We start from the raw sequence: 16,570 nt of genomic DNA, 5'->3' as shown, positions 1-16,570 counted from the left end.
TGTCACGTCGCCTCTCGTTGCACGAGACGAGAGGTGAGGAACGGGCTCGGAGTGCCGTGCCAGAACACCGCCAACTCGTCGCGGGGTCGGGTGGCGGCGACGAAGAGAAGGGACCGGTCGCGCTGGCGTTCCCGCTGGTACCGCTTCGGATCGCTGTCCCGGTACCGGCTGATCACCTGCCGGGGCACCAGACCGTCACTGACCCCGGCGATGATCATGCGCTGGTATTCGAGTCCCTTGAACCTGTGCATGGTGCCGACGTGAATGCCGTCCGGCTGCTTCGGGCCATCCGGGCCGATCTCGACAGCGGGCAGGCCTTCGGCTTCCATCCGGCTCAGCACGTCGGCCGCCAGTTCCCGGGTGGGGACGCAGATGGCCAGCGATCCGTCGACCGGGTTGCCCCAGGATCGCAGGTGCGTGACGATCAAGTCCTGCTCCTGCGTCCAGGTCGCGGCACCGTGGAACACCGGCCGGGCACCCCGCAGAAGGGAACGGTAGCCCGCCAGGTCCTCCTCGCCTCCGTCCAAGTCGTCGTATACCTCCCCGGTCATGATCTGGAGCGCGTCGGCGAGGATCTGCCTGGTGGTGCGATAGCTCAGCGTGAGACGGGACGACCGGCCGCGGATGTTGATGCCGAGGCTGCCGAGCGTGACGTGGTTGTCATAGATGCGCTGATGGGTGTCACCCGTGAGGAAGAGGTCATCGGGGCCGGGGGGCACCATGGCTCGCAGCATCTTCCAGTGCGCCGCGCTGAGGTCCTGAGCCTCGTCCACCACGACATGGCGGTAGCGAGGGCGCCGGAACCCACCGGACGACTCGCCGGACTCCGCCGCCCGGTCCATCTCCAGACGCGCTGCCCGCTGAGCCACCTGGCGCCAGGTCCAGACACCGCGGGCCTCCAACCAGGAGGTGAACCGCTCAGTCAGCTGCCAGATCTGATCCCGTTCCATCCGGGTGAGGCTGCGGCCCCGGTTGGGCCGGCGCGCTTTGAAGTACTCCGCGCGCGAATTCAGCACCTGCCCGAGGATCACCTGTGTCCACTCGGCGGCGAGAAAGTCCGCGTCCCAGCCGGAGGCGCTGGTCTCAAGCAGGAACTCACCCCAGAGGTCGGGCACCTGATTGTCGCTGACGACGTTACGGTTCGCGCCCGCCTTGGCCTCGGTAACGACGCGGCTGGCCAGCCGGTCGATGTTGGTGATGTCCACCCGGGCCACCAGTTCCTGACCGCCGAGTGCCAGAAGACGGGTCCTGAGATCGGCGGCGAGGTTGCGGTTGAAGGTGGTCAGCAGGATCGGTTTGTCGGTCCCCGGCGGCAAGTGCCGGGCAAGATGGGCCACCCGGTGCAGCGCGACGATGGTCTTGCCGGTGCCCGGGCCCCCACCGACGCGGGCCGGGCCGTTGTACCTGCGTTCGACAAGCTTCCGCTGCGTCGGGTGCAGGAAGATCTGCCAGCGCTCGAATGCCTCCCCGATGATCGCTTGCAGGGCCTCGTCGTCTGACGTCACCTGCGTCGCGGGGCGCTGCACGGCCGCCGCGAAGTCCTCCAGGTCCACCGGCTCGTCCGCGCGTACCGGCTCGGTGACCTGCTGGAGCACCTCCTCGTAGGGCTTGCCGTCGAAGAGCGCGAAGAGGACATCTGTCGTGAGCTGCGGCGCACGATCGAGCAGTTCGAGCAACTCGGCCTCGGTGGTGAGTTCCCGGATCTGCGGCAGCAGCGGCTCGGACACGCCCAGTTCCAGGAGCTGGGCGTCGCTGTAGGCGTCGAAGAGCGGCTTCTGCGTCGGCGTCGGTTCGGCTTCCGGCGGGACGACCCGGCCGACGATGCTGTCTCCCACCGGTGCCAGGTCGACGACTTCGATGCCACCGGTCACCCGGTTGATCCGGTACGCGTAGCGCGACAGGTCGTCGTACACCTCGCCCCGGTGCTTGACCGCGACGAGCAGATAGTCCCGGTCGGCGATGTGCAGCAGGAGCGCCCGGTAGTCACGGTTGACCCGGGCGGACATCAGTCGCGAGTCACCGTTGAGCGACTTCAGCTTCAGCCCGGGATTGTCCGGGTTGTTGCGGAACTTGTGCATGAACTCGTACACCGCGCCGATGTCGGCGCGGGTCAACTTCATGACCTCCTTGTCCGCGCGGTCTAGGATGCGCAGCATCGCTCCGGTGCTCATCAGACCTCTCCCCCACTCGTCGCCGCGAGCTGCGCCGCCAGTTCCTCGGCCGACCATTCCCGCGCGGTACGCGCATGCCAGCCCGCTTCCGTGTACGCCCGGTCGCGGTCCTCCGTCTCCGGGTCGTCGGGCGCGCCGGTCAGTACGACGGCGATCCGCCGCTCCGGCCAGGCCAGCTCGGCCGGCCATGCCTGATCACCCAGCTCGTAGCCGACGACCGGGACGGGCAGGTTCTGCCGCGCCAACTGCTGCACCAGCAATTCCAGCGTGCTCTCCTCGCGGTCCATGTAGCGCAGGACGTCCTGCCACGGCGACTCGTCCTCGACCGGTTCCGTCACGGTGCTCGGCGGCTGCGGCGCGGTACCCAACCAGGTGGCGGTCTCGTCGTCCAGTGGCAGAGCCCGCTGCGCCGACACAAGCCCGGTGCCCTCGGTAACGGCCAGCGACATCGGGTCGAACGAATCGAGCGCGGAGACCGCGAGCTGTCCCGCGTCACCCCCGGCGGGCGTGAGGAACTGGATGACGTTGCCCCAGGTGAGCCATGCGGCCCAGCGGGCCTTGTGTGCGCCGTCGGTTATCGCGCCCGGTAGATCGTTCACCAGGGCGAGCGCTGACCACGTAGGCAGCGGCTTGGTGCGGGCATCCATCACCACGGTCATCGGGCAGCCGGCGCTGTCCTGCGCACGGGCCACCATGATGTGCCGTGCCGCAGCGGCAGCGGGCAGGGGCTCGTCCCGGAGGGAAGCGACCACTCGTTGCGCGACACCACTGGAGTCGGTGGTGGACTTGTCCCGAGCCTGCTTCAACAGGCCCGCCAGAACAGCTTCCGCGCGCCGCTGCCACCGGATGAGGTCAGGCTCGGCGAGGAACCGCATCAGCTGTTCGATCGGATTGGTCCAGATGGTCTGTTCCAACTCGTCCGGGTCGGCCCCGGGCAGGAACTGCCGGTACCGCTCGCGGGCGGTCTGCTTGGAGACGCCGCCGTACGGCGTCCACCGGCCCGACCCGTCACCGCTTCCCCACGTCTTGACGTCGTCCCAGGTGGCGGCGAAGACGAGATAGCCGTGGGCACGCAGGCGCGCGCGCTTGTCAGCGTCGTCGGCCAGTCTGTTGTACTGCGGCGAGGCGTGGTACTTGAACCCGTCGAGGTAGACCGCCACTTCTGGGGACGGCGCGTCCAGGCGCGTGAAGTGCACGTCCGGCCGGGTGCCGCGGACGGTGTTCTGCAGCTTCATCTGCCAGTGTGTGACGCTCTGCCCGCCGTCACTGACGAATCGCAGGTCGGCGACCCGGGCGCCGTCGTGATCCCGCCGCCGGTCGATGCGCAACCCCGAGCCCGGTGTCTCGCCGAGGGCCAGCAGCTTGGTGAGGAACTGCAACTCCAGCTCGCTCTCCACCTGATGGATCAGCGAGATCTCGTCGGTGCGGGTGCCCTCCTCGACACCCCAGCTGTCGAGCAGCTTGTCGAGCATACCGAGCGCCTCGTCGCGGCTCATCAGCGCGAAGTGCTCGTTGCGGGCGTAGCGCAGCAGGCACCTGTGACATACCGGCTTCGCCTCGTTGCGGCACTCGCAGTCGGCGATCTGCCGGCGGGCCAGACGCAGGACGGCCCGGAACTCTTCGGGCTCGGCAAGGCGGTGCAGGTAGCCGGTGCCCTGCGGCTGGGTGTCGTAGACGACAACGAAGTTGCGGGTGCCGTCGCTCTGGCCGTCCGGCATAGTGGCAGAGACGGTCTGCAGGTGGGCGGGCTCGCCGCCGTACTGGGCCGCGATGCCGAGCCGGACCGCCGCCGCGAAGGACAGCAACCGCTCCTGCACCATCGCGGTCGCTGCCGGGATCAGGATGCGCAGCGCCTCGGTCTCCAGTTCGTGCGCCAGGACCAGGTCGACGTGCGTGTCCGGCCCGGCGGCGGACCGCCGGTACGGGCACCAGGGTCGGTGGTGTTCAGCCCCTTGGATGACCGTGGCACCTGAGGCCTGCGCGGCGAGCTGCTGGCCGGTCACCGGAGCTCCGTCAACGGTGGTGCCGCCACAGGACGTGCAGGTGTGGAACCTGTTGATCCGCACCTCCTCGCCGGCGAATAGTTCGGCAGCCCGGTCGTAGCGCTGGGCCCCGAGGTTGAAGTGGCGGATCACCGCGTGGCGGCTGTAGTCGACGCCGAAGGTGTCGTGCGCGTGCCGCCAGGACGATCCCACCTTGGCCGGGTCGATGTCGACGGCGACGGTGGTGGCGTAGAAGCGGCGGTCCCGGTCGTCGCTGTCGTCCCGGATGCGGGCGTCGTCGCGCTTGTCCCGGCTGTAGACCCGTTTCGGCTGCAGCACGTGGAACAACCGGCCGTGATCGGCGATGCCCCGGTCCGCGCAGCGCGGGCATGCGCTGGTGTCCTCCTTGGCCAGGTGGGTACGCACGTACCCGCACTGCGCGCAGATCCGCCACTGTTCGTATGTCGGCCGGTCGGGCGGGCCGACGTCGAGCCCGGAGATCTCGTGCTTGTAGCCCCGGACGTAGTAGCTGTTGCCGGGGGCGATCTCGACGAGGGCCGGACGGGCCGGGCGTGCGTACTCGCGCAGCTCGCTGTGGAACCGGCGGTCACCGTCGACCTGCTCCTCCCAGGTCAATGTCGCTTCGAGATCGGTACGGCTGTCGATGAGCGCGTAGTTCGGGAGCAGCCCGAACTCGACCAGCGTGCCGTGGGCGGCAGCGGCGCTCACATCGCGCAGCCGACGGCGGACAGCGGCTTCCTCCGCCTTCAGCATCCGGATCTCGCGGGCGTGATCGGGGTCGCTGGGTACGAGCGTGGCACGGGCCTTGGCGATCTCCCGGAGCCGACGTCGCAGGTCCGCCAACCGGAGCTCCCAGGTCTCGTCCGCCTCCTTGACCCGGTGGACGATCCCGTCGACGGCGAACTCCCGCAGTTCCTCGACGGCGGAGGTCATGATCTTGTTGCCGAAGAGCGCCAGGAAGCCCGTAACCAGGTCGACGCCGTCGCGCCGGGCCGCTTCCGCGAGGTTGGCGAGCCAACCGCTCGGGCCGAAGAGTACGTGCGCGCGGCGTGGCATGGGCAGCACTCCGGGCAGCCGGCCGCGCGCCGCCAGGTCGATCAGGTGCGCCAGGTACTGCCGGCGCAGGATCTCCACGGCGGACAGGAAGCAGCCGGGCGGCACGATCTGCCCGGCGATCATGTCTCTCGGCTCGGTCAGGTAGTAGCGGTCCCGCTCACTGCGGCCGACGAGCGTGAGCACGAGAGCGTTGCCGCTCTTCCGGCCGGCCCGGCCGGCCCGCTGTACGTAGTTCGCCGGTCCGTGCGGGAGCGACGCGAGCACCACCGCGGACAGGGCCCCGATGTCGATGCCCATTTCCAGGGTGGGCGTGCAGGACAGGACGTTCGGGTCGGTGTACCGCCTGCCGTCGCGGAACTGCTTCTCCACGTTCTCCCGCTGGGCGCGGGTGAGCATGCCGGTGTGCTCGCCGGTGACGACCCGGAAGACCGAGCTCTCCAGGTAGAGCCGCCGGTAGTAGTCGTCCGGCGCGGTGTCGTCGTGGGCGGCCCGCAGCAGGCCGCGGCAGCGGTACTGCCGGCAGGGCTGGCCGACCCATCCGGCCACCCGGTCCGGGTGTTCCGTCTGCTGCCAGTGGCAGGTGTCGCAGGCGACCCCCGCCTGTTTGGCGGCGTCGTCATCAAGCCGGGTGACGCGCAGGTGGCCGGGCGTCAGGCCGTACACCTGGTTGCCGTCCTCGGTGTCGCCGACCGCGACGATGCCGGCGGCGGCCAACGCCGGCATCAGGCTGGACAGGTAGGCGGCTGCCGCGGCGAGATCCATGCCGAGGCATCGCGAGGTCCAGTCCTGATACCAGTTGCCCCGAGCGGTGATCGCGTCGAACTCGGACTTCGACTTCGGCGTCGCGAGCAGGAAGGCGGGCGCGGACACGCCGCGCGGGAAGGCGGGCATGCCGGCAGGCCGGCCGCCCCACACCTGCCACCGGGTGCCGCCCCGCTTGAGGTATGGCACCAGCCACTCGTGGTAGATCGCGCCACGGGTGCGCAGCCGCTCCAGCAGGCCGCGGAGGAAGGCGAGGTAGCGGGCATCGTCCGCAGGCGTGCCACCGAGCTGCCCCGGGGCGGTCCTCTGCACGTCGCGACAGATCCCGGTGGCCTTCGCGGGATCGTCGAGGGCCACCTCGACGGCGACGCTGCGGGTCAGCTCCAGGGTGCGGCCCTGACGGGAACGCAGACCGGTCTCCATCACGGTGGCGAAGACGAGCCGCTCGCTGATCAGCGACCAGGTCTCTCGGGTGCCGTTGTGCTCACCGGCGAGCAGGCTGTCGACGTCCGGCCGATCGTGCAGGTCGGGTGGTACGACAGTGGAAAGGATCTCCGGTTCGGCGGCCTTCTCGATCATCTCGACGAAGAGGTCGTCCAGCCCCACCGACTGTCCGGGCCGCAGGCGGCTGGCGAGCAGCGAGCGCAGGGAGAAGGCGTACGACCGGTTGGCGACGAACCCGGCCCGGTGCGCGGCGTCCTGCACCGAGTCGTTGAACAGCAGCGTCTTCTTCTCGTGCTCGTCGAGCTCCCCGCCGGTGAACAGCTGGGTGATGGCCACCGAGGCGAGCGTGGCCAGCCCGGCGCCGAGGAAGCGGATGCCGTGGTCCATCGAGCAGGACGGGCAACGATCCTTCTCCGCTGCGTCGATCGCACCGAGGTCGCCGAGCACGACCAGCGCGTCGGCGGACCGCACCCGGTCGCGCTGCTCGTCGAACGGGCGGACCCGCCGGCCGTACTCCAGCACCAGCAGCCCTCCGGTGCGCTGCTGGATCTCGTCGTCGGTGGCGGCGATCAGCGCGCGGACCCGGCGCTTGTCCCGTCCGACACTGGCTCGGTAAATCTTGTCCGGATCGGTCTCCAGTTCCTGCGGGTCCTTCTCCGGCGACAGCGCCATCCAGCCGGACCGTCCGCAGTGCCGGCAGTAGACAGCCGGCAGGCGCGGGTAGCGGTTGTCGGCGATGACGACGTCGGCGTCCGGCACGTACGGGTCGATTTCCCGGGGCGGCTCGCCGTACCAGCCGAAGGCAGGCTGACGGGACGTGCCGCGCAGCAGCCGCGAGACGGACCGCACCCACAGGTGCGTCTCGATGTTGAGCAGCGGACGACCCGGTACCTCCGGGTTCTCAGCGAGCGACAGCAGGCCCACGAACCGGGCGATTGCCTTGGCGGTCACCTCCGGCCGCGTCTTCATGGCGCTGCCCCAGCCGGTGGCGTTCTTCCGGGGCAGCACGTCGATGATCTCTTCGAGCGTGCAAGGCCGGGCCTGGAGCGAGTCGAGCACCGCCTTGGTGAGCGGATGCCGGCGCAGCAGCTCCCCCAGGCGCGCCGGATCGTCGGCGCAGCGCTGGCCGACCACCAGCTCGGCGACCTCGGCCATGAGCCCCGGGTTCCGGTCGTCGACTGCGGCGAGCTGTTCCGGGGTGGGCAGGGGCAGCCCGAAGTCCTGGTGGTCCATGAATTCGCCGGGCTCGTAGCGGTCCTCACCGACGAGTGAATCGGCGTCGAAGGCCACGCCGAACACCTGCTCGGCGACCTCCCGGATGGCCGTACGGCCGTCCCGGCCACCGCCCTCACCCAGGGTGGCGGAGGTGGCAACCGGGCAGATGCCACCCAGCGGACGGTCCGCCTCGGCCAGCCCGAGCGCGGCACCGAGCCGGCGCAACAGCATCGCCACGTCCGTACCCTGGGCGCCGTCGTAGGTGTGGAACTCGTCCAGCACCACGTACGCCGGTTCCGCGCCCTCCCACAGCGGCAGGTCGTCACCGCGCTGGAGCAGCAGGTCCAGCATCTTGTAGTTGGTAATCAGGATGTCCGGCGGGGTCCGCCGCATCTCCGATCGTTTTGTCATCACGTGGCGGTACTCGATGGCCGCGACGTCCCCGATGTAGAGGCCGGCCGTGATCCCGGCCAGCGCAGGATCGGTCAGCAGATCGTTGATGCGCTGCGTCTGGTCGGTCGCCAGGGCGTTCATCGGGTAGAGCAGGATCGCCTTGACACCGGCCCGCCCTTGCTGGCGCTGCCGACGGCAGTGGTCGAGCACCGGGATCAGGAACGACTCCGTCTTTCCCGAGCCGGTGCCGGTGGTGATCAGGGTCGGCTCGGCCACCTTGCCCCGGGTCGAGAGCCGGGCGAACGCCTTTGCCTGGTGCAGGTAGGGGGTGAAGTCGGCCGGCGCCCAGTCGAGGCACACGCGCCAGTCCCCCGCCGCCGGTCGGAAGGGGGTGCGGATCCGCAGGTACGGCCCGCGGAAGACGCCCTGCTGCGGGTGAGAAAGGAAGCCTTCCAGGCCTTGGCGTACGCCGTCCTCGGTCAGACCGAAGGTCGTGGTCAGGTACTGGGTGAGGGTCTGGCGCAGGGTGTCGGCGGCGATCGTCGGTCTCATGAGCGGATCACCGCCGCATGCTACTTCACCCCTTACCGGGCTCTGACCTGCCGGATGGGCTGAACCACGCACAAGTCAGATTCGCGACAGGCAGTAGTCGGGAGCGCATCTTCGCATTCCTGCCCGCCAGCATCGATCACCTCGACGCGCGGGCAGGCTCGTTATGCGGCTGCCGGCTCCTCGCCTTCCCCGTCTTCGCTGGTGTCGAGACCAACCTCGCGTGCTAGTTCGGTGGCGGTCATCCGCTGGTCAGCTGCCGCCCGACCCGCATGGTCGAAGCGCACACCCTCGGCCTCCAACACGGTCCGTGGGTCGTCTCGGCGTTGAGGGTCGGGCCAGCGGAAGTCTGCCGAGATGGCGCCGTCGATCTTCAAGACTCGATGGGCGTTCGGAACCTGGACACTGGCGAGGCGTCCGGCAACCGCGCGGTGGAATACGCCGATCACCTCCGCGATGTCCGAGTAGCTGGTCCAGCGGCCGGCAGGAATGCTGGCAAGCGCCTGGTTCATCAGGGACCAGCGTGGGCTGGGTGGAGTCACCGCGGCCGATTCGTCGGGGCCCGGCCAAATGAGCAGGACTCGGTCAGCGAGGGCTCGGCCACGCGCGAGGATCTCCGTTCGACCCCACCGGGGCGAGTCAGCGATTTCACGATTCATCGCGAGTCCGCTGTCGCGGAGGATCTTCTTCTTGGCCTCGAATCCGTCGTTGGCCAGCTTGGGGTTGTACGCGGTCAGGCTGAGATTCCCGAGAGTGTGCACCAGAGAGCTGTGTAGTTCCTCGACCGTCTCGTCGGCCTCCAGGTCGGGAGCCAGCATCTCCCGCCACTCGTCCGTCAGGGACTGCGGCAACACGTGCTCGATGGTGACCTTCGCGGTGTCGAAGTTGATGGGCTCCTTGTGCTCGAAGTCCTCCTCAATGCAGCGCAGCACGTAGCTGCGCTGCGGACCGCGCCCCAGCCAGTAGAAGCTGTTCACCAGCACGGCTTCGCGGATGTACTGGTCGGTGGGGAACTTCTTCCGGACCCCTGAAAGCGCCCGCGTGATCGCTTTGGCCGAGGGGACCTGTTCTCCCAGGTCCTTGACCAGCGACATCAAGATTCGATTGGTGTTGGCACTGGCGATGCCCGCGATCATGCGACGGACCAGGTAGCTCTCGACGACCCGTAGTGCATCAGCGGCTTCGGCCGAGCTGAGGCGGCGCGCCTCGTGCGCCAGCAGGACATAGAGAGCGATGGGGTGGACCACTGCCGCACCCCAGCGGTCGAGCCGGTCCAACGCCCGCCGCAGGATCGGATCTGCGACTTCGCCCGGCTTCAGAATCTTGCGGAACAGGCGCGCTTTGTGGTGGAGATCGATGATCCACTCCTCGATCGCAGCCTCACCGGACAATTGGCCGAGGCGCAGCTGCTGCGACTGGTAAATCGCCTCCTGGGTGGCGCGGTCGTCCCCACGGAGCACCAGGTCCAGCCAGACCAGGTCCTCAAGCTGCTTATCCGTGAGCAACTCCTGAAGCGGCAGCCAATGCCGTTCGTAGACGTGGTCACCCCGAGCGGGCAGGCGCATGAAGAGGTAGTTTCGCAGCAGGTCTGCCTGGGTTAGCGGCTGGCCGGTGTAGTTGAGTGACTCGAAGATGCGGTGGACGTTGTCATCCGGGTGCGCGGCGATTTCCACGAGGCTCAACCTCGCCGCTACCGCCTGCTCGATCCGAATCAGATCATGGTCATCGTCCGGGTCGTCGGCTTGGACGAGCGCGGCCCGAAAAAAGCGATAGGCCTCGCCGATCCGATCCTCACCACCAGCACCAGGGTCCCTTTCCACGAGCGCCAACCACGCCGCTCGGTCGGCCTTCGTGGGTAGAAGCGTGTATCGCTCCATCCCCGACGCATACTTGTTGAACAGGTACATGTCGTCGATCTTGGCCGCTAGCTGCGCATCGGACTCTTGAACGTGATCCCGAATCGCACACAGCAGAATACTCAGTGTCGTCAACCGTTGTTGCCCGTCCACGACGAGCCAGCTCTGCACGCCGGTCGGCGTGTTAGCCGGACTCGGCGCGAGGACCACCGAACCGAGGAAGTGTGTGGCGTTGTCACTCACCTCCGTCACCCGCATCACGTCAGCCCAAACCTGTGCGAGATCTTTGCGCTTCCAGCTGTAGCGGCGCTGGTAGAGCGGTACGACATACTGCTTCTCGCCTTGCAGCAGGTTTCGGACGGTCGTCTCGTTCGCCTTCAAGTAATCTCCCCGGGGACGATGCAGCTCAGCCGCGCGGGCGCGGAAGCCGTGCCCAGTACTGCTACCGGTCCATTCCGGATGGTGTCAATGAGACTGTAGGAATATCGGCTGTTCGACCTCGTCGCCGAAATCGCCACGAGCGCCGATACGGGTAGCCGCTTCCCCCTCCGTAGCGTCCCGACGCCTGCCTCGCCTGCAGCTTTGGCACCCTTCCAGCTGGGATCGTGCCGTTGCTCCTGACGTCGGCTGCCATCGCCCAGGGATGCCCGGACTCAACGGGAACCCTCCGCGCGGCAGGCCGACCACATTGACAGTGAGCACTTGATCGGCAACCCTGGGTGTCCGAGACGAACGCTGTGCCTCACCCTGGGGGTAAGCGTGAAGATCGAATCACTGGTGCGCTCTCTCGGTGCCGAGTCGACGCTCGCGGCCGAGTCCTCCGAGCAACTCGTCAGCGACGTGCTCGCGTACGCCAAGGAACGCGCCCGGGACAACGATGCCTACCGCTACGGCAAACCGCCGATACCGATCCGCATCGGTGCCGCGATTCGCACCAGTCCGGCACAGGTGCTGCACGAACTGGGCGTGGCCACCACGCTCCTGACCGCGTCGCCGCTGGCGCAGGTGGCCCGACACTGGGCTCATGTGCGCTACTGCGCGACGCTGGACGTACGCGATGGTCATCTCGCGTTGTCCCAGCATGCTGGCAACGTCGTTCATCACCACAAGGTGGCCCAGTCGGAGCAGTTGGGCATCGGCTTGGCCCTGGTAGTGGCGAAGGAGGTGCTGCGACGGCAGCATCCGCGCTGGGACTTCCACGCCGTCGACGCGGAGGTCGCGTTGAAGGCCGGCTTCCTCGACGGCGTGGGCGAGGTCGCCACCATGCCGAGGACCACGAAACGACCGGACTACATCCTGCTGGGGCACCACCGCTCCGGCCGACGCAACGGCATGAAGATCGTCGTGCTGGAGTGCAAGGGCACCCACCAGTCCCCGGGCTTCGCGCACGGACAGCTCGCCCGCGCGGCCGTCCAGGTGAACGCGCTGCGGGTGGGCGGGCGCAGCCAGCCGTCACTCATGGTGGCCTCCTACCTGTCCCGGACACGGATCACCTCGTACGTGCTTGACCCGCCGGGGGACGACGAGCTGTGGTCGGGCGCGGACGACGAGCTGGACGAGCTGCTGGGTGGTGCACCCGGCGACCAGGACTGGAGGCCGCAACCCGCACCGCCCGACGAGGGCCGCACCTGGGAGGTGCCGGCCGACGCCGATCTCCGGGCCGAGGCTTCGGACGTCTCCCCTGCTGAGGATCTGCCCCCCGGTCGCCCCGACGTGTTCGACATTCCCGCTGACCGGCGTGGCTGGTTCACCCAGATCCTGACCCGCGCCGCAGCGGCGACGGCACTCCTCTTTGCCGGGGACAACGGCACCGCGCGTGCGTACGCGACACCTCGTCAGCGTGACGAACAGCCCGATCTCGGCCAGCAGACGTTGTTCAAGATCGACCTGCCGTGGGCGTCGAGCACTGCGCGTACGCTCCGGCTGCCCAACGGTCTGCGAGCGGAGGGCACCCGCTACCGAGCACCCCTGCCGGACGGCGAGATTCTGGAGGTCTTCCGCGGTGTGGAGAGCAGCCTCTACCGGCAGCTCGCGGACGGTCAGCTCGGCGCGTATTTCCGCGCCGCACCGCAAACCTTTCGCCAGTGGGCGCGAACCCCGCTGAACGGCGGGGTGCTGTCGGTCGGCCGCGATGGCACGGTCCTCGCCGTGCGACGCGCAGAGAGGCACTGATCAGGGCGGCCGCCCCCCGACGAACCGGTTTCGTGCTAAACCGCGGGTAGGTCATTTCGCGATGTCCGTCCCGGCCGCCCGATGCCATACACCTTCTACCCACATCTCGTTGAGACCACTTCACCGGCGCGCAAAGCCAGCATCCGAGATGCGGAACAACCTACAACCGTACGCAAAAGGTTGACGCCCGTTGATCGTGATCGACCAATCACGCGGATCAGTCAGATCGCCGTACGAACGAAGGAGCCGTTCGTCAGCCGGCCAGAACGTTCGGTGAATTCCCGCCGCAGCACGTCCGCCATAGTGTCGACAGCCTCACATACGTGGTCACGCACCCGACGACATCGGAGGCCACCGTGGTCATGCGGCGCACCATCGGCGACTGGTATGCCAACGCGGAGGGCCGCGATTCGGCCGACTTCCGGCGTGACTGGGACAATGACGACCGGCCTGACCGCACTCCCGACTCCTGGCTCGACCGGTTGAAGCCGTCGGAGCGGCCGGCGGCTGTCCGCCCTTCGCGCCGTTCCGCCTCCACCTCGCGGGGCGGCCTTCGTGGCACAGTGCCCACCCAACGCGGTTTGGCGGATGCCGCCCGCGAGCTCCAGCGCCGGATGCCCGGCATCAAGGACAAGACGCTCGTCCGGCACCTCCGGCAGCGCGGCTGGCTCGACGTTTCCGAAGAACAGGTACGCAAGGCGCTGCGTGCGCACCCGGCCCGGCCGAGCTCGCAGTCACGTGGGGCCACGACGGCGACCACCCCGCCGAGCGCGAACCCGAAGCCGGCGAAGACGAGAACGATGGACGGCGGAACCGTCACGGTGATCCACCCGCCTACCAACTTTCCGCCGAAGACGAAGGCCCGAGGAACCATCGATGCGGTCTCTCCCCCTACCGCCACCCGAAAGCCGGCGAAGACCGACACATCCAGCCGTCGCGAGCGACGCACCCTGGCAGATGTGGTCCGTGCCGTCCTGGTGAGCCGCCCTGGCCTAAACACCAGGAGGTTGACCCAGGAGGTCAGAGCGTCTGGCTGGCCGAAGGCCACCGAAAGGCAGGTCAAAGCCGTTCGGAAGTCTCTCCCCCCGAGCCCACCCGCGCCCACGCCACCACCCCGAAGGATCCAGGTTCCGCCCCCGCTTCGGACCGTGCGGACTCCGCGCCCCGACGCCTGCTTTGCGTGTGGCGTCGTGCCTTCACCACTCGGGTCGTGCCGTTGTTCCTGACAACGCCAACCGTTCAGATCAGCCGCCGAACCGTTGCGCCGAGCCGATACAGCGGCCCGGCGCGACGACCGATGGGGTCAAGGTGACATCGGTGGGAGCGGATGAACATGACGTGGTCGCCGAGTGGCCTTTCGTACCGAGTGGACGGACGCTTCTGATCTATCGGCGGCCACGTGCGCCCGCGTAGCCTGACCCACTGCGGCCGAGCGCGACGTGGCTCAGACCGCCCACCCCCACGCGCCTCGACCCCAAGGAGTTCCCGGCATGACCTCGGATGCCCCCGACGGATCGGTTTCGGAAGCAGCCGTACCCGGGCAGCGGGTCCTCGACCTGTTGGACAAGGCCATCGCCGTCCAGAGCCCGCTGGTACGCAAGAACATCGCCCGGGCCCGCCAGCGGAACCCGGAGGCGACACCTGAAGAGGTGATCCGCAACCTGGAGCGGATGTACGTCAGCGCGTTGACCGGTACGGGCGCCGCGGTCGGTGGCGCTGCTGCCGCGCCCGGCGTCGGAACGGGCATCGCCCTGGCGCTGTCGGCCGGCGAGGTGCTCTCCGCCCTCGAACTGAGCGCCCTCTTCGCGCTCTCGATCGCCGAAGTCCATGGAGTCGGCATCGACGAAATCGAACGCCGCCGCACCATCGTCATGGGCATCATGCTCGGTGGATCCGGCTCCGCCACCATCACCAAGGTTGCGGAGCGCACCGGGCAACACTGGGGCCGCCAGGTCGTCGCGAAGGTGCCGCTGGAGACGTTGCGGCAGATCAACAAGATCCTGGGCAAGAACTTCATCACGAAGTACGGAACCAAGCAGGGAATCATCGTTCTCGGGCGGGTGGCGCCGTTCGGGATCGGCGCGTTGATCGGTGGCGGCGCCAACGCCGCTATGGCCACCCTCGCGGTGAAGGCCAGCCGCCGCGCGTTCGGCCCGCCCCCGCCGTCGTGGCCATAACGGGGGTACGCGCTGCCGTCAGCCACCGGCCGTCCCGTACGCGCCTCGCTCGGCAACGGAGGGCTTGGCCGGAAACTGCGCCAGGTCGGTCCAGTCCTCCAGCGCGGCGACGAGGATCTTCTTGACCTGAGTCTTGGCTTCCTCAAGCGCGAGATCGATGAAGCACTGGCATCTCGTCAGGTCGTCCCCGTTCACCACGCACAACAGCACCCCGGCCACCTGGAGCCCGCGGGCCGTAGCGACCATCTTGGCGTCCGGGGGCAGCGGGATGCGGGACGCGAGTTCGCGGGCGAACGACTGCACGACCCGGTCGCCGCCCAGAAGTGAGGCGAGCCAAGCGGCGACCGCTCCGACCAGGTCGTGCAGCTTCTTCTTGCCCGCCAGGATCGCCCCGGCCATGCGTGCCAGCAGCTTGCACCGCCTCCGCCGTCGGCGGCTGAAGAGTCGCTTCCAGGTCTCCTCGGTCACGTAATCCGTGGCGCGGTCCGACACGACCTCGACCCACCCGTCGGTGAGGACGGAGGCGCAGAAGTCGGCGGCCTTCTGGACCCGCTCCTGCTCGCGACGTTGCCTGGCACCGCCGCCGACTCCTCGGGGCGCTGCGCTCATGCCGGTGACCCGCCGCCTCGGGTGTGACGCGCGGGCACTACCCCGAGTCTTCCTCTCTTTGGGATGCCGTGGGCCCGCCTCCGGCATCCCGGGGTGCTTGTGGCAACGAATCCCCGCGATCCGTACACGGTTCTTGCAGAGGGTGTTGTCCTGGCACCGCGCGCGGCACTTCGGCATCTGACAATCATCACCACGCCCGGCCGGAATGACTGTCAGAAAATATACGGGTGCGCATTCGCGGTTTTCGGAAGTACGTCGTCTTCACGGCCCCGGCATGGGAATTGCACGAGCGCGACTAGCGCGACGTGGTCTTGCAGGGTCAGGTGTCGCAATTGTGTTGCGGTCGCGGTTGCGAAGAATAGTCATGTCAGCGGATAGGCGTTGCGGCGGCGGCTTGGCTTCTCGTGCCTTCATGGCTGCTCAATTTTCACGACACAGTCGCGTTACCTTTGCAGGTCAGCGGCGCAGGCGGCGGGAGCACTCGCCGTCGTGGCCGTCGCGGAGCACGCAGCGCCGCCCGCCCGGCATCCGCAGATCGCAGAAGACCCGGTGCCGCAGGAACTGCTCGTCCTCCTCCGAGACGGTCATCTCCCCCGGGTCCATCATCGGCAGCACGGTGATCCACCGGCCGACGACCCGGGCCAGGCGCTGAGCGGCCGGCAGGTCGGCGGCGACAACGGGCAGGTGGATCACGTACCGCCCGCTCACCGCCGACCACCCTCGGCCTGCTCGGACTGCCACCGACGCAGCGCGACCTTGATCCGCAGCGTCTCCCGCCGGCTCTGCGCCAGCGCGTCGTAGACGGCAGCCATGTCGACGGCGACCCGGTCGAGGAAGGCGTACACCTCATCAGGGTTGAGGCCGCGGCGCCCGAGCCGGGCGGGCGGGAAGCGGCGCTCACGCACCTGCCACGGCAGCAGGCCGGGGTACGCGCGGGAGCGGTACGTCGTCCCGGCGCCCTCGGGGAACGGCCTCTGGTTGCGGACGCTCATCGGTGCCTGCCTTCCTGGTCGTGGATGGGTGGGTCCACCCGCCCTCCCCGCACGGGCGGACCCACCCCGCCCGAACGCCGCAGCTTCGCTCAGCGGGTACGGCATCCGGGCTGGCCGGCGAGGGGTTGCCTGGAGAGTGCGGCGGCCGATCCGGGGGTTTCTCGGCCGCCG

General features: G+C 68.5%; 8 protein-coding genes. 2 read left to right on the top strand and 6 right to left on the bottom strand.

Annotated elements, in window-relative coordinates:
- Positions 1-2: 2 nt before the first annotated feature.
- The 3 genes from PVK74_RS05585 to PVK74_RS05575 all read right to left on the bottom strand — a co-directional run bounded on the left by PVK74_RS05585 (position 3) and on the right by PVK74_RS05575 (position 10,830).
- Complete coding sequence (locus PVK74_RS05585; RefSeq protein ID WP_209961800.1) at positions 3-2,171, bottom strand: UvrD-helicase domain-containing protein; 2,169 nt, start codon at positions 2,169-2,171, stop codon at positions 3-5.
- Positions 2,171-8,596 carry a DEAD/DEAH box helicase gene (locus PVK74_RS05580; RefSeq protein ID WP_209961797.1) on the bottom strand — a complete coding sequence of 2,142 codons (6,426 nt, stop codon included), beginning with the start codon at positions 8,594-8,596 and terminating at the stop codon, positions 2,171-2,173. The genes PVK74_RS05585 and PVK74_RS05580 overlap by 1 nt, the downstream gene beginning before the upstream one ends.
- A gap of 161 nt (positions 8,597-8,757) precedes the next feature.
- The gene (locus PVK74_RS05575; protein ID WP_069089725.1) at positions 8,758-10,830 is read right to left on the bottom strand and encodes a GmrSD restriction endonuclease domain-containing protein; all 2,073 of its coding nucleotides are present in this window, start codon (positions 10,828-10,830) and stop codon (positions 8,758-8,760) included.
- A gap of 378 nt (positions 10,831-11,208) precedes the next feature.
- On the opposite strand from PVK74_RS05575, the gene PVK74_RS05570 reads away from it, so the two are divergent.
- Together PVK74_RS05570 and PVK74_RS05565 are read left to right on the top strand one after the other, a co-directional pair.
- Positions 11,209-12,621 carry a hypothetical protein gene (locus PVK74_RS05570; RefSeq protein WP_209961794.1) on the top strand — a complete coding sequence of 471 codons (1,413 nt, stop codon included), beginning with the start codon at positions 11,209-11,211 and terminating at the stop codon, positions 12,619-12,621.
- Between the two features lie 1,490 nt (positions 12,622-14,111).
- A complete protein-coding gene (locus PVK74_RS05565) occupies positions 14,112-14,798 on the top strand; it encodes a hypothetical protein (protein WP_274478379.1) in 687 nt (228 codons plus the stop codon).
- 18 nt (positions 14,799-14,816) lie between these two features.
- On the opposite strand, the gene PVK74_RS05560 is transcribed toward PVK74_RS05565, so the two are convergent.
- The 3 genes from PVK74_RS05560 to PVK74_RS05550 form a co-directional block, all read right to left on the bottom strand.
- Positions 14,817-15,407, bottom strand: a complete 591-nt coding sequence (locus tag PVK74_RS05560; protein ID WP_210883105.1) for a hypothetical protein — start codon at positions 15,405-15,407, stop codon at positions 14,817-14,819.
- A 456-nt stretch (positions 15,408-15,863) separates the two neighbouring features.
- On the bottom strand, positions 15,864-16,115 hold the full coding sequence (locus PVK74_RS05555) for a hypothetical protein (RefSeq protein ID WP_123111931.1): 252 nt from the start codon (positions 16,113-16,115) through the stop codon (positions 15,864-15,866).
- The gene (locus tag PVK74_RS05550) at positions 16,112-16,399 is read right to left on the bottom strand and encodes a DivIVA domain-containing protein (RefSeq protein WP_210883106.1); all 288 of its coding nucleotides are present in this window, start codon (positions 16,397-16,399) and stop codon (positions 16,112-16,114) included. The genes PVK74_RS05555 and PVK74_RS05550 overlap by 4 nt, the downstream gene beginning before the upstream one ends.
- Positions 16,400-16,570 lie beyond the last annotated feature (171 nt).

Source organism: Micromonospora chalcea, from assembly GCF_028768405.1.
In the GTDB taxonomy this organism is placed as follows: Bacteria; Actinomycetota; Actinomycetes; order Mycobacteriales; family Micromonosporaceae; genus Micromonospora; species Micromonospora chalcea.
This window is presented reverse-complemented; position numbering and strand designations above follow the sequence as displayed.